Here is a 20,956-nt window from a genome sequence, read left to right as displayed (position 1 = left end):
GACTGCGCCCCTATGCCTGCTTTCAACGCCGAACTGCTGGCTGAACATCAGCGCCCGCTTGTTATGGGCATTTTGAACGTGACGCCTGACAGCTTCTCTGATGGTGGCCGGCACAATGCGCCAGATGCTGCCTATGCTCATGCGAGCGCGATGATTGCAGAAGGCGCTGACATTCTGGATATTGGCGGTGAAAGCACGCGGCCCGGTGCTACATTTGTTGAAGCTGATGATGAGCTCTCACGGGTCTTGCCGGTGATTGAGCGCATTGCTTCACTTGATGCTTTCATCTCTATCGACACCTACAAAGCCTGCGTAGCTGATGCTGCTGTCAAAGCTGGCGCGCACATCATCAATGATGTTTGGGGGCTACAGAAAGACGCTGATATGGCATCGGTGGCTGCGCATCATGGTGTTCCTGTCATCATGATGCATAACCGTGAAGAGGTGGATGGCGCGCTAGATATCTTCGAGGATATCGCTCGCTTCTTTGAAAAGTCCATCGCTCTGGCAGAAGCTGCTGGTGTTCCCCAACACCACCAGATCCTTGATCCGGGTTTCGGGTTCGGCAAGACGCTGGAGCAGAACTACCAGATCCTCAAAAGGTTCGCGGAGTTGAAGGGCTTTGACCGGCCAATTCTTGCCGGAGCCTCCCGTAAACGCATGATTGGTCACGTTTTGAACGTTGAGACTGACCAGCGTGTATTTGGCTCTCTTGCCGTCCATACATTGGCGCTGCAAGGCGGTGCCCAGATTATCCGCGCTCATGACGTTAAGGCTCATGCGGATGCTGTTCGAATTTATCAGGCTATGAAGGAGCTTGGAGCTTAGTATGCGTGAACCTGTGAAAGTAGCTCTCGGGCTCGGCTCCAATATGGGCGACACCAAAGCCATGATCGACGCGGCGATTGAAGCGCTGCAGGCGGTAGATGGCATTGATGTTCTGGATCGCTCTTCCGATTACCGCACCCCGCCTTGGGGTCCTGTTCCTCAAGACGATTATCGCAATTGCTGCGTAACGGCTATGACCACTCTAGCACCCGTTGATCTGCTTGCGACCTGCTTGAACATTGAAGCAAAGCTGGGCCGTGTGCGCGATGAGCGCTGGGGACCGCGTGTAATCGACATCGATCTCCTGCTTTACGGGGCTGAAACAGTTGAAGAACACGGGCTGCAGGTTCCGCACCCGCGTATGGGTGAGCGCGCGTTTGTTCTTGTTCCGCTTGCTGAAATTCTTGCCGATGCTGTTCTGGCTGATGGGCGCAGCGTTGCGCAAGCTGCGGAAACAGCACAGGATAAAGACGGCATTTCCAAGCTTTGAAAAAAGTTTCAAAAAACGCTTGAAGCTACAATCGTTGTAGGTCCTATTGTGCGTGCAGGATAAATTCTTGCATGGAGTCGACGATGGCTTGCTCTTACGATCATAGCGTTGCCAGAGACGTAAATCACAGAGATCACGACCACTCTTGCGGTTGCTGCAGTACGCAGGCGACCGAAACTGTGGCAGTTGCAGACAGCTGCTGCGATGAGCCGAAAGCGGCCAGCAGTTGCTGTGGCGGCGGCGACCATTCGCACGTCCACGCTGAGGCAGAAGAAGAGCCCGAGCGAACGAGCGGTTGTGGAGGGGGCTGTGGTTGCTCCTCTACAGCCGAAGAAGTAGCTGTTGCCCCGATAAAAGAAGCTGCCGGATCTCGCTCCTTCCGTGTTGAAGGGCTTTGCTGCGCTGAAGAAATTGCAATTCTACGCCGTGTGGTTGGCCCTGTGGTGGGTGACCGCGAAAGCCTCGCCTTTGATGTTCTCAATGCAAGAATGATTGTCTCACCAGAGGCAGGGCGTGTTGCTGATGCAGCTATCATTAAGGCGGTCAACTCTACCGGTATGAAAGCTGCGCCTTGGAAGCAGGAGGAAGCGCAGGAAGCGCAAAGCCTCCAGCACAGACGCCTTGGCAATTGGACGCTCGCCTCCGGTATCCTGTGGGGCGCAGCCCTCATTCTTCAGGCAATCTCTTATTTCGCACCAGCATTCACAGCTGGCCTCACTTCCGGCGCTGGTGTTAGCTTCGGCACAGAGGTCTTCTATCTCGCCGCAATCTTTACAGGCGCACGCTTTGTAGCTCCCAAGGCGCTTTATGCCATCCGCACGCTTAGACCGGATATGAACTTGCTTATGCTTGTCGCTGTTGCTGGCGCTATTGGCATTGGCGAGTGGTTTGAAGGGGCGACAGTCGCCTTCCTGTTTTCTCTGTCTCTTTATCTGGAAAGCTGGAGTGTCGGCCGCGCCCGCCGCGCTGTTGCCGCGCTAATGGACATTGCCCCAACAACAGTGCGCGTTCTGCTGGATAATGGCCGCGAAATTGATACTCCGGCTAAAGACGTTGCTGTTGGAGCGCGGTTTATTGTTCGTGGTGGTGACCGCATTCCGTTGGATGGCGTTTTGCGCAAGGGCCTTGGCAGCGTTGATCAGTCACCGATTACCGGTGAGAGCGTTCCTGTCATCAAAGAGGTTGGCGATGAAGTTTACGCCGGCACTATTAATGGTGAAGGAACCTTCGAGGTAGAGGCCACAAAAGCGGCTGACGACACCATGCTGGCGCGGATCATTCGGCTGGTAAGTGAAGCGCAAGGTCGCCGTGCTGCCGCCGAGCAGTGGGTTGAAAAGTTCGCCCGCATCTATACGCCAGCTGTCATGCTGCTGGCGATTGCTATGGCTGTTTTGCCTCCGCTTCTGTTTGGGGCGGACTGGGTCGAATGGTTCTATCGTTCGCTGGTTCTGCTGGTGATTGCTTGCCCGTGTGCGCTGGTTATCTCCACGCCAGTTTCCATTGTGGCTGGCTTGACCTCCGCAGCTCGTAACGGCGTTCTCATCAAAGGCGGTGTTTTCCTTGAGCTGCCATCGCGCCTGAAAGCGCTCGCTTTCGATAAAACCGGAACCATCACCAAAGGTGTTCCATCAGTAACCGATGTTTATGTTCTGAACGGGCACAGCGAAGCGGACGTTCTGGAACGGGCAGCATCATTGGAAGCGCGTAGCTCCCATCCTTTAGCCCGTGCCATTCTCACAAAAGCGGAAGAAGAGGGCGTTGCCTTTGCTCCTGCTGAAAACGTTGAGCTTCTTGCTGGTCGTGGTTTAAGCGGTGATTATAACGGCCAGTCTTACTGGCTTGGCTCGCGCCGCTTCCTTAATGAAAAGCAGATCGACATCGGGGCGGCTGATGAACAAGCCAAAGCGTTTGAAGCGCAGGGCAAAACCGTCGTTGCCGTTGGTTCTGCCGATCATGTTTGCGGCTTGATCGCTCTTTCCGACAGCTTGCGGGAGACCTCCGAGGCGCTTGTTCGCGAACTTCATGAAGCGGGCGTTGAAAAGCTGATTATGTTGACCGGCGATAACAAGGCAACCGCTGAGCGGGTAGCGAAGGCTGTTGGTATCGATGAGGTACGCGCCGAGTTACTGCCGGAAGACAAGGTTCACGCTGTTGAGAAACTGTCCGAGCGCTATGCCACTGTGGCGATGATCGGGGATGGTGTGAACGATGCCCCGGCGATGGCCCGTGCCAACTTCGGTATCGCCATGGGCGCTATTGGCTCTGATGCGGCGATTGAAACCGCTGATATCGCGCTGATGAAGGATGATCTTTCCAAGCTGCCTTGGTTGATCCATCATTCCCGCCGTACGCTCTCCACCATTCACCAGAACATCATCTTCGCGTTCGTGGTGAAGGGTACGTTGATCGTGCTGACAGCCATGGGACTTTCCAGCCTTTGGGCAGCAATCCTTGGCGATGTGGGTGCAACGCTGGTGGTTGTTGCCAACGCTCTGCGGCTTTTGAAAGATCGCTGACAAAAACAAGGGCGCTTCTTGGATATCGAGAAGCGCCTTTTTGTTTATTCTGCTTTTGGCTGGATACGCCAGTAGCCTGATTTTCTTCCTGCAAACAGCCAATAAACAAAGCCTGCGATAAAGCCTGCTGCCATGGCGATATTGGAGCCGGGGCGTAGCGCATATTCCAGCTCTGCATCCGGCATTTGGCCACCCAAGGTCCATAGCCCGATGGCGATGAGACCGCCAGCGCCCATATGAATGAGAGGGCTACGCCATTTGAAAGCCTCGGCAATGATGATGGCGATACCTGCCGGGATGAAGGAGAGGCCGCCGAAGATGCTCGCGGCAACAAACGAACTCCAGATCATGGCAGCGAAAGCCACAGGGTCGTCTGATGGGGCGGTGGTTTGAAAATAGCCCCAAGAGATAAACAGGGCTGCGGCCAGCATTGCAGCAATGAAGCCAAACACAATTCTTAAAAGCTGCACAAACAGTTTGCCGCCATCAACCATCAAATCGTCCTTTGAATCAAAAAGAGCACCGCTAAGGGTGCTCTTTGTTTCTATCGGCCTATACGCGGAATGCAAGCTGCGTGATTACGCTTCGCCTGCCGCCTGTGCCTGTTCCAAAGCTTCACGCTCTGCCTTTTTCAGGCGTTCGGATTCAGACTTCAGCTGACCACATGCGGCAAAGATATCGCGGCCGCGTGGGGTGCGGATTGGCGATGCATAGCCTGCGCGGTTCACAACGTCAGCAAACGCTTCAATCTGCTCCCAATCGGAACACTCGTAAGGAGAGCCCGGCCATGGGTTAAATGGCAGAAGGTTGATCTTTGCAGGAATGCCTTTGAGCAGCTGAACCATCTTCTTCGCGTCTTCAAGGCTGTCGTTCACGCCTTTGAGCATCACATATTCAAAGGTGATACGCTTGGCGTTGGACAGACCCGGATAGGCGCGGCACGCATCCAGAAGCTCTTGGATCTTGTATTTGCGGTTGATCGGAACCAGCACATCACGCAGCTCGTCGGTTACTGCATGAAGCGAGATCGCCAGCATACAACCGATTTCTTCACCGGTTTTCGGGATACCCGGGGTCACACCAGAGGTGGACAGTGTGATGCGGCGCTTGGAAAGAGACAGACCATCGCCATCAGAGGCGATGAGCAGCGCTTTCTTCACGTTGTCGAAGTTGTAGAGCGGCTCGCCCATGCCCATCATCACAATGTTTGTGATTCTACGACGGTTGGAGCTGGTATCCAATCCACCTTCAGGTGCGTCTGCATCAGGGAAGTCGTTCAGTCTGTCTTTCGCCATGAGGAGCTGGGACAGAATTTCTTCCGCAGTCAGGTTACGCACCAGCTTCTGGGTGCCGGTGTGGCAGAAGGTGCAGGTGAGTGTACAGCCAACCTGGGAAGAGATGCACAAGGTGCCGCGATCTTCTTCAGGAATATAAACGGTTTCAACTTCAACCGGCTTACCTGCGCCGCGAGACGGGAAGCGGAACAGCCACTTGCGAGTGCCATCAACGGAGATCTGTTCGGTAACCAGCTCAGGGCGCTCGATTGTGAAGGCGAACTTCAAGCGCGCGCGCAGATCCTTCGACACGTTGGACATTTTGTCGAAGTCGGAAATGCCGCGAATATAGAGCCAGTGCCAAAGCTGGTTCACGCGCATACGAACTTGTTTTGGCGGAACGCCGACAGCTTCCAGCGCTCTTGCCAGATCATCGCGGTCCAGACCAATCAGAGACGGTTTTTCCTCAGTGACCGCAGGGGCGGCAATGTGCGCGGCTGCGGCGTTTGCGGTTTCATCTGCCGGCTTGTGCGCGATATCAAGCGAAATCGCCATACTTCTTTTCCATCGGTTTCTTGAGAGAACAGCGGGTTCGCTGCGTTTGTCCGCGCGCCGCCGCTTCAAAATAGCATTACTGGCGCGTGCTGACGCAAACGCCTTTTGCGGCAGGTTATACCGCAATTTGCTGCAAGTGGAAGCCCCCAGACGCAAGCGAAGCTGCTGTCGTGCCAAATTAGCTAATCAAATCTTTGTTTTTGCAAAGAAAATAGGGGCATAAAAAATGGCCCCGCAGGGCCATCTCTTGTTCTGCCTTACTGGCAGGATTTGTCTGCATCGTTCACCGCTGCGGTAATGCCGCTGAGCGAGAACGTGTAGCTTGTCTGTGTGCCGCGGCTGGATGCGCCGGTAACAGTCATGCTGCGGCCTGCTTTCATTGCAGAAATCAGGCGCTGCTCTTCTGCTGCGTTTTGAACCCAAGCACCGTCACCTTTGGTGAACAGGTTGAATTTCTTTCCGTCAACATCAGCCGTAACTGTTGAGCCTTCTTTGAAGTTATAGCCCACAATTACACTTGGCTCGTTCTTAACGCGCTCATTCGGGCGGTTAGAAACGAAAAAATAGACATCGCCGTGGTTACGGTCTGTCGGCAGAAGCTGGGTAGGCTTGGACAGAGCGTAACATACCTTGCCGTTTTGACCCGTGTAGGTATAGGTCGCCCAGTCTCTATGTTGTTTTAGCAATGATGGTGACTGCGCATTTGCAGTCGCTGAAAAACCGAGAGCCAGGATGGCAGTCATCAGGATACGTGCTTGCATCTTCTCCAAACCGCTTTGTTTGCGCTGAACACCGTGGAAACGTTACCAGCCTTCATAGAAAAGTTTGTCTTAAGGTTACCTTAATGATGGTTACAAAAGGGTTGAAGACCCTATCGCAATGTTGAAATGCGTTGTTGCAGACCACCTCTAGCGCCTACGAAAAGCCGAAGAAACTGGCGAGACTAAGGCGGCTACGCCGAAAATTGTGCTTAAAAAATGTCTCTAGAATACGTTTGTTTGAGGATGTTTTGCCACTTACTGAATTTTCCGCTGCGATGAAATGCAAGTAAATTCAAATGCTTATCATTGACTGGCGTTCTTAGGGGGCGGCCTTGTCAAAATGTGCCGCACCAAAACCCCTGAGTGCTTCTTGTTAAGGGGATAACTTCCTGTGAATTTTCGGGGCAATTTTTTATGGGCGAGGGGGTGAGAATCTCGCGCTGGGGACTCTTGTGAAAAATTTAATGAATCGCTTAACCACAGAAGGTACCAACCGCGCCGGATAGGCCTTCTGTGGTTAACCAGCGAATCACTTGATTGCTTATTTGTCACCCATGCCCGGCAAGCGGCGATCGCTACGGAACTTTGGGCCGCCGTGAATATGTTCGATCAGCGGGTCTTTTGGAGCGCCAGCTGTGAGCGAACGCGGCGCATATTTTCCATGCGCGAGGAAGCGGTCGTACAAAACGATGGAACAGGCAATGCCGATGTTCACGCAGAACTTGGTCGGGATCTTGACGATGTAGTCGCACTTTTCCTGCATCTGCGGAGAAAGGCTGCCGCGTTCAGGGCCAAGCACATACGCTGCCTGCAAAGGGTGGCCGAAGCTTGGGAGTTCGATTGCATCATCGGTCAGTTCAACGCCAACCAGTTTACAGCCACGCGGGAACATCATCTCGTCGATGTTGTTCCATTTGAAATATGGAAGGTGATCGTGACTTTTGGAAGTGTCAGACCGCGGAGCGCGGTGCCCCAGCCGTGGGTCAGCATCTACGGTGAAGAAGTAGCTGGCCCCGAATGCATGGGCAGTGCGCATAAGCGTGCCGATGTTCATTGGTTTGGAAAGGCCCTCAGAGCCAACCGCAAAATAGCCGCGCATTTTTTCGCTTTCTCTTGGTTCGGTTTTGGTGGGTCTTACATCGGCTGGCGGGCAAATTGCAACCTTTCGCCAATTTGCTCGGCTTTGGGTTTTGACAATACTCTGCGATGATCATCAAGAGTTGTAGAAGAGCGGGAGTTCTGCCCCTATGAAGGCGTTAATTTGCAGCGAATTTGGACCGGCTTCCAGCCTTTCACTAAAAATGCTTGGGGCCGATGAGCCGTTGGGGCCAACCCAAGTGCGGGTGCGGGTGAATGCAGCGGCGCTGAACTTCTTTGATACTCTGATCATTCAAGGCAAATACCAATTCAAGCCAGATCTACCGTTTTCTCCGGCGGGGGAGCTTGCGGGTGAGGTTGAGGCGCTTGGAAGTGAGGTCACAAACCTTAGCGTTGGTGATCGTGTCATGGCCTACACCAAATGGGGTGCGGCGCGTCAGCAGGTAACCTTGCCTGCAGAGCAGTGCTTCAAGCTTCCGGCAGCGGTGGATGATAATCATGCTGCCGGTGTGATGATCACATACGGAACTGCGATCCACGGTCTGCGCAATCGCGCGCAGGTTAAAGCTGGCGAAACGGTTGCTGTGCTTGGCGCTTCAGGCGGGGCAGGCCTTGCAGCTGTAGAGATTGCTAAGGCGATGGGCGCAAAGGTGATAGCTTGTGCGTCTTCTGCTGAAAAACTGGAGATCGCCCGCGAACACGGCGCTGATGAGCTGATCAACTATGCTGAGCAAGATCTCAAGGCTGAACTGAAGAGCGTCGACGGCGGTAGCGGTGTTGATGTGGTCTATGACGTTGTAGGCGGAGATTATGCCGAGCAAGCGCTACGGGCCTTGAAGTGGAAAGGCCGTTATCTCGTGGTTGGGTTTGCGGCGGGTGATATTCCGCGCCTACCTGCCAATTTGATGCTGCTAAAGGGCTGCGATGTGCGCGGCGTATTTTGGGGAAGGGCTATTGAAGAAGAGCCTGAGGCCTTTAACGAGGATACCGAGCAGTTGCTAGCTTGGCTGGAAGCGGGTGTTTTAAAACCGCGTATTCACGGCGTTTATTCTCTGGAAGATTACGAGCAAGCGTTTGAGGAGATTTCCTCACGGCGGGCAAGGGGCAAAGTAATCCTTCGCCCCTGAGTGTTTGCTTACGCTTTAAGAACCGTCATTACCGGGCAATGATCTGATGGTTTTTCCCAGCCACGGGCATCGCGCAGTACGTCGATGTTCTGGCTTTTGTCTGCCAGATCAGGCGTCATCCAGATGTGGTCCAAACGGCGACCTTTATTGGCAGCAGACCAGTCTTTTGCGCGGTAGCTCCACCAAGTGTAGACTTTCTCTTCCATTGGAATGTGCTTGCGCATGGTGTCGACGAAGCGGCCAGCATTGCGCACTTCTTCAAGTCTCTGGCACTCCAACGGCGTGTGGCTAACAACCTTGAGAAGCTGCTTGTGGGACCAAACATCGGTTTCATAAGGAGCGATGTTCAAGTCACCGACGACCATGGACTCGCCCGAGAAGGTTTTGAACCATTCTTCCATTTCATCAAGGAAGCGCAGTTTGTGGGCGAACTTGTCGTTCACTTCGGGGTCGGGAATATCGCCGCCAGCTGGAACGTAGAAGTTATGAAGGCGAAACGGGCTGCCACCTAGATCAAGGGTTGCTGCAATGTGGCGGGTGTCGCCCATCTGGCAGAACTCGCGGCTCTCAACATCCATCAGTGGCACGCGGGAGATAAAAGCAACGCCGTGGTAGCCTTTCTGGCCATGCACTTCGATGTGCTTGTAGCCCAGCTTGCGCAGCGCAGCCTCCGGAAAGCTGCCATCAGGACATTTGGTTTCCTGCAAGCAGATAACGTCAGGCGCGTAGTCGAGAATGAGCTTTTCGACGATCGGCAATCTGAGGCGAACGGAATTAATATTCCAACTGGCGATTTTGAGAGAGCTTTGCATGGAAATCCGATGGGCATTGAGAGATTCGTTGCGGTGGATCTAGGCAATACAAAGGGCGGGAGGGACGTTCAATGATTAATTTCTTTTTCGCTGCAAAGGCGGCGTAGTGAAATGATTAAGCATGCACGCGGTGGTGAGTCATGTGCCCCAGCATGACCACATTTGCATGAGTTACTTGAGGCCAAGAACAAAGAAGCCACTAAAGGAGGCCGAAAATGACTAAGCTGGCCTATTCCCTCTACAGCGCCGTAGCGGTTGTTGCTCTTGGTTTAGCAGGCTCTGCCAATGCGCAAACCGCTGTGACCGCCAGCACCGATGTAAATATGCGTGCTGATCCTTCTACATCTTCTCCTGTCGTTTCCGTTTTGAAGCGCGGTCAGGCCGCAACCCTGTTCCACTGCGGTGGTAACTATGGTTGGTGCGCGGTGGAAAGCGCAGGCCAGCAGGGCTGGGTTGCCGGTCGTTTCCTTTACATTAATGGCCAGCCTGTCACGGCAGTTGGTGCGCAGGCTGGCGTTCCAATTGTGAAAGATACAGCCCCTGCAGCGGCTGGTACGCCGGCCACCGGTGCGCCAGCAACAACAGCGCCTGCTACAACGACACCTCCGGCAACAACCACAGCACCAGCGGCAACGCCAAACGCAGCGGGGCAGGTTGATCCAGCCAAGCCGCTAGAAGACCAAAGCAGCATTCAAGGCAACGTTCCTGCGCCGCAAGAGCCTGCCCAGTTTGAAAAAGAAGCACAGACAGGTGTTGTAAGTCCGGCTCAAGAAGGGGTTACCAAGCCACTCGATCCGACAGCAGACGGTACGTTCAATGATGGCTCTGTTTCTGGAACTCAGTCAGATGCGACCGTGAACAAGATCGTGGAAGAGGGTGATACGAAGCCGCTTGATGGCGCTATCGGCAAAGAAATGGACGCACTTCGTAATAATGAAGCTGCGCCAACCCAAACGCCAAAGCCTTCCGGCGATCAAAGTTCGCTCGGCTTTGATAGTATCGTTCTCGCGCAGAGCCGTTCTGTTGGAACCACTGGCAGCATTGGTGCAACCGGATCGTCGAGTCAGACATTCAATCAGCCGATTGGTAACTCTCAGCCGGGAACGCCCGTTCAAATGGCCCCGGCGCCTAAGGTAACAGGGTTGCCGAAGGTAGAAGCGCCGAAGCCGGGCTCTATCCCATATGGCAACCGTTATGATCCACGCGCTCCCAATGCGGCGCGCTCAGGTGCAGGAAACATAAAGTAAAAATCCTAGGTTGGATGTGTAAAGCCCGCTTTCTGCCCGATTGGTGGAGGGCGGGTTTTGCTTTGTCGTTGCCTGCAAGGCGCTTTACGATTTATGATTCATGCACATAACGACTTGGTCTTGCCACCTTGAAATACCGCTCCCTGGCGGATTTGAGAGTGGCAGGGCGTGTCCAACAGCGGAACGAATAACAATAATGCGTATGCTCAAACCAATCCTTTTGTTTCTGTGTTCTTTGAGCATGCTTGCGCCTTCGGCATATGCTGACGATCCCTTGAAAGAAATTTTGGAAACAAAGGTTCTGCGGGTAGGTGTGTCGAAAGATGACTTCCTGCCATGGATCGGCCATGACGATGAGGGGCACCGCATTGGTTATGAAGTGGATGTCGCTATGGGGCTGGCTTCCGCTTTGGATGTTGAGCTGGAACTGGTGGAACTGGGGCACCGCGTGTTGCTGCAAAAGCTCAACGAGGGTGAGGTTGATGTTGTTATTTCCGGCGTGCCCATTAATGGTGTGACTGCTCGGGAAGTGCTTTTCTCTATTCCTTACAATCAGGTCGAATATAGCCTTGTCATTGATGCTGACGTTTTGCCGCTTGAAGCAGCGGAGCGGGCCTTCGATATTCCGCAGCTCTCCCTTGGTGTCATCATGGGCACGGTTGCTGACAGCTATGCTAGTAAGCGCTTTCGCAATGCCAGTATCCGTCGCTATGTCACGGATATTGCCGCTTATCAGGGTATGCTAAACGGTGAGGTCAATGGCTTCTTGATGCCGACACCGTATCCGGCGCTGCTTGTTTCCTCAAAGAACCGGAAGTTCGTTGTAGTAGAGCACAATGTTCTGGCGACAGTCTCTGGTATGGCCTTGCGTCCTGATAGCATGCGCTTTTTAAACTACATCAACTCATGGATCGAAGAGACCCGAGCCAGCCGCGACATGGCTAACGTCTTTAACTATTGGTTCGGCTCGCTCGATTGGGTTCGAGATGTTTACAACAACAAATCGCCTTCAATCCTGATGAACTCGCATCAGCCCAACATTGAGTTGCCAAAGGCTCCTGCTGCGGAAAAGACTGAGTAACAGCTACGCTTCTGGGTCTGTGACTTGCCGATCAATGATGTCGATTATGTCACTGATGATGGTGTTAATCTGAAAGTTCTTGGGCGTATAAACTGCTGCGATGCCTTGCTCTTTGAGCGCGGTTTCATCTTCAGTCGGGATAATGCCGCCAACGATAACAGGCGGTTGTTCTCCTTTCGCCTTGCCTAGTCGCTCCATGGTGTCCTGCACAAGCGCCATGTGAGAGCCCGAGAGAATGGAAAGGCCAATTACATCGGCCTTTTCTTCTAGCGCAGCTTCCACGATTTGCTCTGGTGTCAGGCGGATACCTTCATAAACAACTTCCATACCGCAATCACGGGCACGTACGGCAATCTGTTCAGCGCCATTGGAATGGCCATCAAGGCCCGGCTTGCCCACCAGTACCTTAGGCAGGCGGCCCAGTTTAGCTGTAAGAGCCGAGACCTTGTCACGAAGGGGATCAAGATCGCCGGGGTTGTTACGCGGCGCTGCGCTTACACCTGTCGGGGCGCGGAACTCGCCGTAGATGCTGCGCAAAGTTTCACCCCATTCGCCCGTTGTAACGCCAGCTTTGGCGCAGGCAATGGATGGTTCCATGATGTTTCCTGAACCCCGCGCAACGTTGCGCAGGGCGTCGAGAGCTTCTTGAACCTTTGCGTCATCGCGCTGGGCGCGCCATTGCTCAAGGCGGGTGATGGCCTCTTCCTCTACATGTGCGGGAACGGTCAGAATGGCCCCGTTTTTATCTGCTGTAAGGGGAGAGTCCTCGCCTACTGTCCAGCGGTTTACGCCAACAACGGTTTGGTCACCGGCCTCAATCTTTTCGAGGCGCTCACTGTTAGAGTTCACCAGTTGCTGTTTCATGTAGCCGGTTTCAATCGCGGCTACAGCTCCGCCCATCTGCTCAATAGAAGCAAGTTCTTGGCGGGCCTGCTCCTTAAGGCTTTCTACCTTCGCTTCGATTTCGCGGGAGCCATCAAATATGTCGCCGTATTCCAGCAGATCGGTCTCGTAAGCCATGATTTGCTGCATACGCAGCGACCATTGCTGATCAAACGGGCGCGGTAAACCAAGCGCTTCATTCCATGCTGGTAGCTGAACGGCTCGGGCTCGGGCGTTTTTCGAAAGCACCACGGCCAGCATTTCTATGAGAATGCGGTAGACGTTGTTTTCCGGCTGCTGTTCGGTGAGGCCAAGGGAGTTGACCTGAACACCATAGCGGAAGCGGCGGTAGCGCTCCTCTTCAACGCCGTATCGGTCGCGGCAAATTTCGTCCCACAGCTCTGTAAAAGCGCGCATTTTGCATAGTTCGGTAATGAAGCGCATACCTGCATTCACGAAGAACGAGATGCGGCCCACCACCTTGGGAAAGTCCTCGGCTGAGATGGCCGGATCTGCCTTGACGCGGTCTAGGATCTCAATTGCTGTTGCCAGAGCAAATGATAGCTCTTGAACCGGTGTCGCGCCCGCTTCCTGCAAATGGTAGGAGCACACGTTCATCGGGTTCCACTTGGGCGTATTGCGGTAGGTCCACGAAATGACATCTGTGGTCAGGCGCATGGAAGGCGCAGGCGGGAACACATAGGTGCCGCGAGAAAGGTACTCTTTAATGAGGTCGTTCTGGGTGGTGCCTGCAAGTTTTTCGCGGTCTACGCCTTGCTCGTCTGCCGCCGCCACATAGAGTGCCAGCAGCCAAGGGGCTGTGGCGTTGATGGTCATCGACGTGTTCATCCGATCCAGCGGGATCTGGTCGAATAGGGTTCGCATGTCACCCAGATGTGCGATGGGAACCCCCACCTTGCCAACTTCACCACGCGCTAGAATGTGGTCAGGGTCGTATCCGGTCTGGGTGGGCAGGTCGAAGGCAATGGATAGACCGGTTTGGCCCTTTTCCAGATTGGAGCGGTATAGCTCGTTGCTCTCGCGTGCTGTCGAGTGCCCCGCATAGGTGCGGAACATCCAAGGCCGATCTCTACCGGCATTGTTGTTGTTTTGTGTGCCCATGAACTCCTCCCAAAGACATAGGCCCCGCGCAGCGGGGATCGATCTGACGCGAATGGTACTCAAAGATGCCGTAGCACCTGTTTTCCCTTTGGCAAACTTTCGCAGATGGTTTGGTGCAATGCAACTGCATTTCTGCACTGCAGCGCAAGCTAAGCAATAGTATTATTTTTTATAGAAAAATTTATATCAATAATTTCAATATGAGTGACGCAGGGCGGAGAATTTTGTTGCGTTGCAAAATGGGTCCACTAAGGTAAGTTGATGAGGAAGACAGCTTGGACTTGGTGATTTATCGCTTTTAGAGGAGGAGATGGCGATGAGTTCGATTGCGAGAGCGGATGATATTCAGCCTAGATACGAGGCTGAAATAAAAGATCTTTATGATATTGGCGAAATCCCGCCGCTTGGTCATGTTCCCAAGAACATGTGGGCGTGGACAATTCGTCAGGATCGCCATGGCTCGCCGGAAGAGGCGATGCGTAAAGAGGTGGTGCCTGTTTGGGAGCTGGACAGCAATGAAGTGCTGGTTCTCGTGATGGCGGCAGGTGTCAACTACAACGGCGTTTGGGCGGCTTTGGGAGAGCCGATCTCGCCGTTGAACGTTCACAAACAGCCGTTCCACGTTGCAGGTTCTGATGCTTCCGGCATCATCTGGGCGGTTGGCTCCAAGGTGAAGCGCTGGAAGGTGGGGGACGAGGTTGTCATTCACTGTAATCAGGATGATGGTGATGACGAAGCCTGTAACGGCGGTGATCCGATGTTCTCCAATTCCCAGCGCATTTGGGGTTATGAGACACCGGATGGCTCTTTTGCCCAGTTTGCCCGTGTTCAATCCCAGCAGCTGATGCCACGTCCCAAGCACCTAAGCTGGGAAGAGGCGGCTTGCTACACTCTTACCCTTGCAACAGCCTACCGTATGCTGTTTGGCCATTCCCCGCATGCATTGAAGCCGGGGCAGAATGTGCTCGTGTGGGGCGCGTCCGGCGGTCTTGGCGTGTTTGCCATTCAGTTGGCTGCTGCTGCTGGCGCAAACCCGATTGGTGTGATCTCCGACGAAGACAAGCGTGATTATGTGATGTCGCTCGGGGCCAAAGCAGTCATTAACCGGAAGGATTTCGACTGTTGGGGGCAGTTGCCCACGGTGAACTCCCCCGAATATGACAAGTGGCTGAGAGAGGCGCGTAAGTTCGGCAAGGCAATCTGGGAAATTACCGGCAAAGGCAATGACGTAGACATGGTCTTCGAACACCCCGGTGAAGCCACGTTCCCCGTCTCTTGCCTTGTTGTAAAGCGCGGCGGCATGGTGGTGTTCTGTGCTGGTACTACTGGCTTCAATATCACGTTTGATGCTCGTTATGTCTGGATGCGTCAGAAGCGTATTCAGGGCTCGCACTTTGCTCACCTGCAGCAAGCCAGCGCTGCCAACGACTTTGTAATCGATAGACGCATCGACCCTTGCTTAAGTGAAGTGTTCCCATGGGATCAGATTCCGCAGGCGCATACTAAGATGTGGAACAATCAACATGCGCCCGGAAATATGGCCGTGCTGGTTACATCGCCAAAAGCGGGCTTAAAAACTTTTGAAGATGTCCTTGAGGCATCTGCTTAAAACCTAAAATACTTCTAAGGGGAGCGGTTTTGAAATCGCTCCCTTACTTTATTTTTGAAAAGATTATCCTAATTTCCTAGAGGCTCGACATTCAAAATCTGATTTTCGACTGCGAGCGAATCGTAAACCTAACGTAGTAAAAGGCGCTCGCCTCTACTTGGGGCATGTGGGGTGGAAACTTGGATATTGAGTAATTATCCTAATGTTTTTGACGGGCTGTGGGTTTTCTACTTAATTTGTAAGTTTATATTTTTATCAACGGACTTTTTTAAAGTCTAAATTGATGCTTAACTTGGTATTTATTTCGTAAAAACTTACAATAACAGCGGAATTAATCTTTTGTCTCAGTACATTAAGACTGTAATAATTCTGTATCCTTGACACGATAATCCTACGATTTATTATTGTAATAGCTTTCATGTATATCTTTGCACTTGTGAAAGCTGATGAGATTTTCTTGGTCCCTTGGGTGACCGAAAGAGCCCGCTTCTAGGTGCCCGCGAAGGCGTCTGGTGGGCTGACTCTCGATAAATCGGAGAAAACCGTTGTTTAATTTCAAATTCGCACTGGCAGCCCTTGCTGTCGCGGTACCATTGAGTTCGACACAGGCGCTGGCTTCTGATGCGACGTGTGAACTCGACCGTCCGGTAGTTTTTGCTGGTCTGGACTGGGACTCTAACGCGTTCCACACTTCTGTTGCTCAGTTCATCGTAAAGAATGGCTACGGTTGTGAAGTCGATAGCATTCCAGGTTCCACCATTCCGCTTTTGAACGGCATGACCCGCGGTGACATTGACGTGACCATGGAGATCTGGCCGGACAACGTTACTGAGGCGTTGCAGAAGGGTACAGATTCCGGTGCGCTTGTTGATCTGGGCATTAACTTCCCAGACGCTGTTCAGGCTTGGTTCGTTCCAAAGTACATCGTTGAAGGTGATGACGCGCCGGCGAAGGGTCTGAAGTCCGTTTACGACCTTCCGAAATACAAGGAAGTGTTCAACGATCCTGAAGAGCCAGGTAAGGGCCGTTTCTATAACTGTATCGCTGGTTGGGGCTGTGAAGTCATCAACACCAAGAAGATGCACGCTTATGGCCTGACTGAAGACTTCGTGAACTTCCGACCAGGCACCGGTGCTGCGCTTTCTGCTGCGATTGAATCCAGCATCAAGCGTAAGAAGCCGATCGTATTCTACTACTGGGGTCCAACTTGGGTCATGGGTAAAGTGATCGACCAGCTCGTGATGCTTGAAGAGCCTGAGTTCAACCGCGACGTTTGGGATGCGCTTAACGCTGAGACTGACCCTGCGAAGGTGACTGAAGCTGTTGCTTACCCTCTGTCCGCTGCTCACGTTTATGTAAACAGCGAGTTCCAGGAGCAGGCTCCGGCTGTAACCGAGTTCCTGTCTAACTACGAAACCAGCAACGCCATTGTTTCCAAGGCTCTTGCATACATGCAGGACACTGGCGGCACCACCGACGATGCTGCGGTTGAGTTCCTTAAACAGAACCGCGACCTGTGGGTTCCATGGGTGCCTGAAGATGTAGCTGCCCGCGTAGAAGCTGCTCTGGAAGGCTAAGAAGGGTCCACTCCTTCGCAAGTTAACGAGGTACGGGCACAACGTCCGTACCTCTTTCTGTAACAAACGAGGATCGTATGGATTCCGACATTTTTCCAAATATTGGAAAACCAATCAAAAATGCGACAAATGAATTTGTCGACTACCTAGTGATTAATTTCGGAGATGGCTTCGAGGCTTTCTCCAACTCCCTGCTTTTCTTTCTCGTAAAGCTGGAACGGCTGCTTAGAAGCGCCGACCCTCTTATCATTCTGCTGTGTGTTGGTTTGCTGACATTTGCTGCAAGCCGTCGTTTGACACTGACTGCTGGAATGGTGGGCGCAATGTGGTTCATTGGTGCTTTGGGTCTGTGGCAGCAGGCTATGCAGACCATCGCGATTATGCTGGTAGCTGTTGCGATCTCTATTATCATCGGCATCCCGCTGGGTATTTCTGCTGCACGTTCTGAAAGGTTCCGTGCGCTGCTTAGCCCGGTACTGGATTTGATGCAGACGATTCCAAGTTTCGTGTACCTCATCCCGGCCGCTATGCTGTTCGGCCTTGGTAAGGTTCCTGCAATTCTTGCAACCGTTATCTACGCCGCACCGCCGCTTATCCGTCTGACTGATCTGGGTATTCGTATGGTTGATGGCGAGGTTGTTGAAGCAAGCCGTGCATTTGGTGCAACACGCTGGCAGATCCTCAAAGGGGTTCAGATCCCTCTGGCGATGCCGTCCATTATGCAGGGTATTAACCAGACAATGATGATGGCGCTGGCGATGGTGGTAATTGCCTCTATGATTGGCGCACGCGGTGTTGGTGAGACTGTTTTGCTGGGTCTTCAGCGTAACGATTCCGGTCAAGGTCTCGTCGGCGGTATCGCCATCGTTATTCTCGCAATCTTGTTCGACCGTATCACCCAGTCGGCAGGTCAGCGTATGCAGGCCTATAGAAACATCGGGGGGTAATGGGAACCATGGCTAAGATTGAAGTAAAAAACATCACTAAGATTTTTGGCTCTAATGCTGCTCAGGCCCTTCCAAAGGTTGAAGCAGGTATGGGCAAGGAAGAGCTGCTGGCAGAAACCGGCGCGATCCTCGGCCTGAAAGATGTGAGCCTGACGATTGAAGAAGGTGAGATCTTCGTGATCATGGGCCTGTCCGGCTCTGGTAAATCCACGCTGATCCGTCACTTCAACCGCTTGATCGATCCAACTGCTGGCCAGATTTTGGTTGATGGCAATGATGTGATGAAGCTCTCCAACAAAGAGCTTGAGCAGTTCCGTCGTCAGAAGATGAGTATGGTGTTCCAGCGCTTTGGCTTGCTGCCACACCGCACTGTTATTCAGAACGTTGCATACGGTCTGGAAATTCAGGGCGTTGCCAAGACCGAGCGTGAAACCACCGCTATGGAGTGGATTGAAGCTGTTGGTCTGAATGGCTTTGAGAACAAATATCCAAGCCAGCTTTCAGGCGGTATGCAGCAGCGTGTGGGTCTTGCCCGCGCACTGGCTAACAATCCAGACATCCTGCTTATGGATGAGGCGTTTTCCGCACTGGATCCGCTGATCCGCTCGCAGATGCAGGACCAGTTGGTTGAGCTTCAAGAAAAGCTGCACAAAACGATCGTGTTCATTACCCACGATCTGGATGAAGCGCTGCGCATTGGTGACAAGATTGCCATCCTTAAGGACGGTGTGATTTCTCAGGTGGGCACACCTGCGGAGATCCTGCTTGAGCCGGAAGACGACTATGTTCGCGCCTTTGTTCGTGATGTTAACCGCGCCCGCGTTCTGACTGTTGATACGGTTATGCAACCGCCGGCGATGCGCATCACGCATGACAACATCGAGCGTGCTCTGTCTGAAATGGTTCGCCGCGGTGAAGAGTATGGCTACGTGATCCATAACAAGGAGTACCGTGGTTACGTTACGCAGGAAGTGCTTGAAGAGGCTGTTGAGGACAAGAGTTCTTCGGCAACCATCTACGACCTTGCTGTTGAAGGTAACAGCGTGACCTTGGAAGACACCCTTGAAGAAGCGCTGCCAGTGACGCTTGAAGCGGACCATCCTGTGCCTGTGCTGGATGAAAGCGGTGCGCTTAAGGGTATCCTTAGTCAGGAAGAAGTTGGCCAGATTTTGGTGCCGCCTTCTGAAGATGATGAAGCTGAGTCAAAGCCGGTTTCTTTGAAAGTGATCGACAAGGAAGAGGAAACGCTTAAAGCTGCCTCTTGATCCGCTTACAAACTTTAGTGATAAAAGGCCGGGAGTTCTCTCGGCCTTTTTCTTTTTGAGTCTCTGCAATCTTAGGTTTGCCTCAATTTGCAAGAATACTCGCAGAGTTTTTAATAGAGCCATTTAAAGCCAATGCATTTGAAGCTTCTTTCCGTATCCGCTGCTTGTTTGACCCTGCTGCTTCCGCTTGCTGCCTGCAACACTAGTTCTGGTGTTCCTGCAGCCTATCAGGAGCTAGAGGCTGCTGACGCCAAAGTGGATCAGGTCGATGCGGCAATGATGATTTCCTCTTATCGGGCGCAGTATGGTCTGGGACCGGTGGTTGCCGATAAGGGCCTTCAAAGGCAGGCTAAAGCGCTTTCAGAGCAATTAGCGAAGGCAGGGGACCGACCAGCGAACGCGGCAAAGGCTTCTGCGAAAACCGCCAAAAGCGGCGTGTACATGGTCTCGCATACGAGTGCTGGGTATCGCCGATGGGCGGAGGCTTTTTCTGGCTGGCGCCACTCTCCGCAGCACAGCGCTGCGATGTTAGACCCAAAGGTCACGCGGATTGGCCTTGCAACAACCTATAACCCATCTTCCAAATACAAAGTGTTCTGGGGCTTGGTCGCTGCGGGCCCTGAGGGGAAATAACCTCAGCGGGACTAGGAGATTTTCCGCCCAAGCAGTCGTTTAACAGTTTGCTTGGCGTGCTCTTTAAGAGCGTCGGTCTGCTGAAGCGCCGACGTGGCAACGGTGCTGATCGGGCCTTTTGAGATTGCGATCTGCACATACGGCATTCGATCGGGCAGGGTGGCGTTGACCATCTGATTTTCCGGAGACGCCAGCGAATCCATCTTACGAAACTGCGGATTACTCTCGTTCTGCTCGGCGATCAGCCAGAGTAGAATGCGCCCCGGGGAGTAGCGCGCATAGGATTCGTCAAAAGCAGTTTTCCATGCAAATTGGTGGCTCTCAGCGCCAAGCAGAATCATGCTGGCGATCGGCATTTCATCGAGCACCAACGTGTGTATGCGAATCTGGTTTGCCTCTGTCAGCGCTTCGACAAACTCTTCAACAAACTTGCGGCTGTGGCTTTGGCTTGCAAGAGCTGTGCCTTCAAGGCCTTTCCAGCTGCGCTCTTCAAGATCAAGGAAATCCGGGAGATGCGCCAGAATCGCATCGCTTTGCCGATAAGTCTGCATGTGCAGTTCTCCAAGGCGTTCTAGCTTTTTGCGTCTGGCCTTAAGGTTCTTACCGGCATGGAATGTCGTATGCCCGGATTGGGTCGTGTCTTGATATCCGCGCTCTTCCTCCGCTTGGTAATTAAGCGTGAAAGGGCTGTCCTCTAGTGCCTTTTCAAGCAGCTGTAGGCTCTTTGTATGCGTTGGATGAAACGGTATTACCAAAGTATTTGAAGGAGATAGGTCACAAGCGGTCTCGATAAGCTTTTGCAGGGCTTCGCTGCTTACTCCGTCTTTGGAGAGCAAAATCGTACCCAAAGGGCCGTACTGTCCTGCAAGGGCTTGCGTTGTTTGAAACAGGAGTGTGCTGCGCATTTTTCTAAGGGGCAGGGCAGCGAGTGCTTTTTGCCGGTCAGTAGAGGTAACAACCACAACACAGGTCTCATCCGACAGGAGATGCTTGGCGTAAGGCTCTACAAACTCAGGCGAATAAAATGGATTTGGTTCCAGTGCGTTGGCTGCAAGCGTACGCCATTTTTCTTTAATTGCACCGTCTTTAAGCGGTGAAATGACATGCGCTTCAAATGCATTTTGTTTCAATT

18 protein-coding genes are annotated in these 20,956 nt (G+C 52.9%); 11 read left to right on the top strand and 7 right to left on the bottom strand.

Annotation, left to right across the window (positions count from 1 at the left end; translation table 11 throughout):
* The first annotated feature begins 12 nt into the window (after positions 1-12).
* The 3 genes from folP to E1162_RS13960 all read left to right on the top strand — a co-directional run bounded on the left by folP (position 13) and on the right by E1162_RS13960 (position 3,834).
* A complete protein-coding gene (gene folP / locus E1162_RS13970) occupies positions 13-828 on the top strand; it encodes a dihydropteroate synthase (RefSeq protein ID WP_257099001.1) in 816 nt (271 codons plus the stop codon).
* Position 829: 1 nt separating this feature from the next.
* Entirely contained in the window at positions 830-1,318 is a 489-nt protein-coding gene (gene folK, locus E1162_RS13965) for a 2-amino-4-hydroxy-6-hydroxymethyldihydropteridine diphosphokinase (protein WP_155132164.1), read from the top strand.
* Between the two features lie 71 nt (positions 1,319-1,389).
* Entirely contained in the window at positions 1,390-3,834 is a 2,445-nt protein-coding gene (locus E1162_RS13960; RefSeq protein WP_155132162.1) for a heavy metal translocating P-type ATPase, read from the top strand.
* A 44-nt stretch (positions 3,835-3,878) separates the two neighbouring features.
* Here E1162_RS13960 and E1162_RS13955 read toward each other — a convergent pair whose 3' ends face one another.
* The 4 genes from E1162_RS13955 to E1162_RS13940 form a co-directional block, all read right to left on the bottom strand.
* Positions 3,879-4,328, bottom strand: coding sequence for a translation initiation factor IF-3 (locus E1162_RS13955; RefSeq protein WP_155132160.1), 450 nt, complete (start codon positions 4,326-4,328; stop codon positions 3,879-3,881).
* A gap of 84 nt (positions 4,329-4,412) precedes the next feature.
* Complete coding sequence (gene rlmN, locus E1162_RS13950; protein WP_155132158.1) at positions 4,413-5,663, bottom strand: dual-specificity RNA methyltransferase RlmN; 1,251 nt, start codon at positions 5,661-5,663, stop codon at positions 4,413-4,415.
* 257 nt (positions 5,664-5,920) lie between these two features.
* Entirely contained in the window at positions 5,921-6,424 is a 504-nt protein-coding gene (locus E1162_RS13945) for an invasion associated locus B family protein (protein WP_257099000.1), read from the bottom strand.
* 541 nt (positions 6,425-6,965) lie between these two features.
* A complete protein-coding gene (locus E1162_RS13940; RefSeq protein WP_155132156.1) occupies positions 6,966-7,523 on the bottom strand; it encodes an RNA methyltransferase in 558 nt (185 codons plus the stop codon).
* Positions 7,524-7,671: 148 nt separating this feature from the next.
* On the opposite strand from E1162_RS13940, the gene E1162_RS13935 reads away from it, so the two are divergent.
* Complete coding sequence (locus E1162_RS13935; RefSeq protein WP_155132154.1) at positions 7,672-8,649, top strand: NADPH:quinone oxidoreductase family protein; 978 nt, start codon at positions 7,672-7,674, stop codon at positions 8,647-8,649.
* Positions 8,650-8,657: 8 nt separating this feature from the next.
* Here the strand turns inward: E1162_RS13935 and xth are convergent, their stop codons facing one another.
* A complete protein-coding gene (gene xth / locus E1162_RS13930) occupies positions 8,658-9,461 on the bottom strand; it encodes an exodeoxyribonuclease III (protein ID WP_155132152.1) in 804 nt (267 codons plus the stop codon).
* Positions 9,462-9,676: 215 nt separating this feature from the next.
* On the opposite strand from xth, the gene E1162_RS13925 reads away from it, so the two are divergent.
* Together E1162_RS13925 and E1162_RS13920 are read left to right on the top strand one after the other, a co-directional pair.
* On the top strand, positions 9,677-10,708 hold the full coding sequence (locus E1162_RS13925; RefSeq protein ID WP_155132150.1) for an SH3 domain-containing protein: 1,032 nt from the start codon (positions 9,677-9,679) through the stop codon (positions 10,706-10,708).
* A gap of 313 nt (positions 10,709-11,021) precedes the next feature.
* Entirely contained in the window at positions 11,022-11,789 is a 768-nt protein-coding gene (locus E1162_RS13920) for a transporter substrate-binding domain-containing protein (RefSeq protein ID WP_371311944.1), read from the top strand.
* A gap of 3 nt (positions 11,790-11,792) precedes the next feature.
* On the opposite strand, the gene E1162_RS13915 is transcribed toward E1162_RS13920, so the two are convergent.
* Entirely contained in the window at positions 11,793-13,793 is a 2,001-nt protein-coding gene (locus tag E1162_RS13915) for an ethylmalonyl-CoA mutase (RefSeq protein ID WP_155132146.1), read from the bottom strand.
* Between the two features lie 316 nt (positions 13,794-14,109).
* On the opposite strand from E1162_RS13915, the gene ccrA reads away from it, so the two are divergent.
* The 5 genes from ccrA (at position 14,110) to E1162_RS13890 (ending at position 19,824) form a co-directional block, all read left to right on the top strand.
* Positions 14,110-15,402, top strand: coding sequence for a crotonyl-CoA carboxylase/reductase (gene ccrA / locus E1162_RS13910; protein WP_155132144.1), 1,293 nt, complete (start codon positions 14,110-14,112; stop codon positions 15,400-15,402).
* A 545-nt stretch (positions 15,403-15,947) separates the two neighbouring features.
* Positions 15,948-16,979: an ABC transporter substrate-binding protein gene (locus E1162_RS13905; RefSeq protein ID WP_155132142.1), complete on the top strand. Its 1,032-nt coding sequence runs from the start codon at positions 15,948-15,950 to the stop codon at positions 16,977-16,979.
* A 77-nt stretch (positions 16,980-17,056) separates the two neighbouring features.
* Positions 17,057-17,926, top strand: a complete 870-nt coding sequence (locus E1162_RS13900) for an ABC transporter permease (RefSeq protein ID WP_155132140.1) — start codon at positions 17,057-17,059, stop codon at positions 17,924-17,926.
* An 8-nt stretch (positions 17,927-17,934) separates the two neighbouring features.
* On the top strand, positions 17,935-19,191 hold the full coding sequence (locus tag E1162_RS13895) for a quaternary amine ABC transporter ATP-binding protein (RefSeq protein ID WP_155132138.1): 1,257 nt from the start codon (positions 17,935-17,937) through the stop codon (positions 19,189-19,191).
* 132 nt (positions 19,192-19,323) lie between these two features.
* Entirely contained in the window at positions 19,324-19,824 is a 501-nt protein-coding gene (locus tag E1162_RS13890; RefSeq protein ID WP_155132136.1) for a CAP domain-containing protein, read from the top strand.
* Between the two features lie 11 nt (positions 19,825-19,835).
* Here E1162_RS13890 and E1162_RS13885 read toward each other — a convergent pair whose 3' ends face one another.
* Positions 19,836-20,954: a GNAT family N-acetyltransferase gene (locus E1162_RS13885; protein ID WP_155132134.1), complete on the bottom strand. Its 1,119-nt coding sequence runs from the start codon at positions 20,952-20,954 to the stop codon at positions 19,836-19,838.
* Between the last annotated feature and the right edge of the window lie 2 nt (positions 20,955-20,956).

This window comes from Pseudovibrio flavus (assembly GCF_009711345.1).
Taxonomy (GTDB): domain Bacteria; phylum Pseudomonadota; class Alphaproteobacteria; order Rhizobiales; family Stappiaceae; genus Pseudovibrio; species Pseudovibrio flavus.
This window is presented reverse-complemented; position numbering and strand designations above follow the sequence as displayed.

What these genes read in the sequence shown, in the direction of transcription:
- ccrA (WP_155132144.1), top strand. Translation starts at nt 14,110, where the DNA reads ATGAGTTCGATTGCGAGAGCGGATGATATTCAGCCTAGATACGAGGCT.
- E1162_RS13900 (WP_155132140.1), top strand. Translation starts at nt 17,057, where the DNA reads ATGGATTCCGACATTTTTCCAAATATTGGAAAACCAATCAAAAATGCG.
- folK (WP_155132164.1), top strand. Translation starts at nt 830, where the DNA reads ATGCGTGAACCTGTGAAAGTAGCTCTCGGGCTCGGCTCCAATATGGGC.
- E1162_RS13940 (WP_155132156.1), bottom strand. Translation starts at nt 7,523, where the DNA reads ATGCGCGGCTATTTTGCGGTTGGCTCTGAGGGCCTTTCCAAACCAATG.
- E1162_RS13895 (WP_155132138.1), top strand. Translation starts at nt 17,935, where the DNA reads ATGGCTAAGATTGAAGTAAAAAACATCACTAAGATTTTTGGCTCTAAT.
- E1162_RS13935 (WP_155132154.1), top strand. Translation starts at nt 7,672, where the DNA reads ATGAAGGCGTTAATTTGCAGCGAATTTGGACCGGCTTCCAGCCTTTCA.
- E1162_RS13915 (WP_155132146.1), bottom strand. Translation starts at nt 13,793, where the DNA reads ATGGGCACACAAAACAACAACAATGCCGGTAGAGATCGGCCTTGGATG.
- folP (WP_257099001.1), top strand. Translation starts at nt 13, where the DNA reads ATGCCTGCTTTCAACGCCGAACTGCTGGCTGAACATCAGCGCCCGCTT.
- E1162_RS13925 (WP_155132150.1), top strand. Translation starts at nt 9,677, where the DNA reads ATGACTAAGCTGGCCTATTCCCTCTACAGCGCCGTAGCGGTTGTTGCT.
- rlmN (WP_155132158.1), bottom strand. Translation starts at nt 5,663, where the DNA reads ATGGCGATTTCGCTTGATATCGCGCACAAGCCGGCAGATGAAACCGCA.
- E1162_RS13945 (WP_257099000.1), bottom strand. Translation starts at nt 6,424, where the DNA reads ATGCAAGCACGTATCCTGATGACTGCCATCCTGGCTCTCGGTTTTTCA.
- E1162_RS13960 (WP_155132162.1), top strand. Translation starts at nt 1,390, where the DNA reads ATGGAGTCGACGATGGCTTGCTCTTACGATCATAGCGTTGCCAGAGAC.
- E1162_RS13955 (WP_155132160.1), bottom strand. Translation starts at nt 4,328, where the DNA reads ATGGTTGATGGCGGCAAACTGTTTGTGCAGCTTTTAAGAATTGTGTTT.
- E1162_RS13890 (WP_155132136.1), top strand. Translation starts at nt 19,324, where the DNA reads ATGCATTTGAAGCTTCTTTCCGTATCCGCTGCTTGTTTGACCCTGCTG.
- xth (WP_155132152.1), bottom strand. Translation starts at nt 9,461, where the DNA reads ATGCAAAGCTCTCTCAAAATCGCCAGTTGGAATATTAATTCCGTTCGC.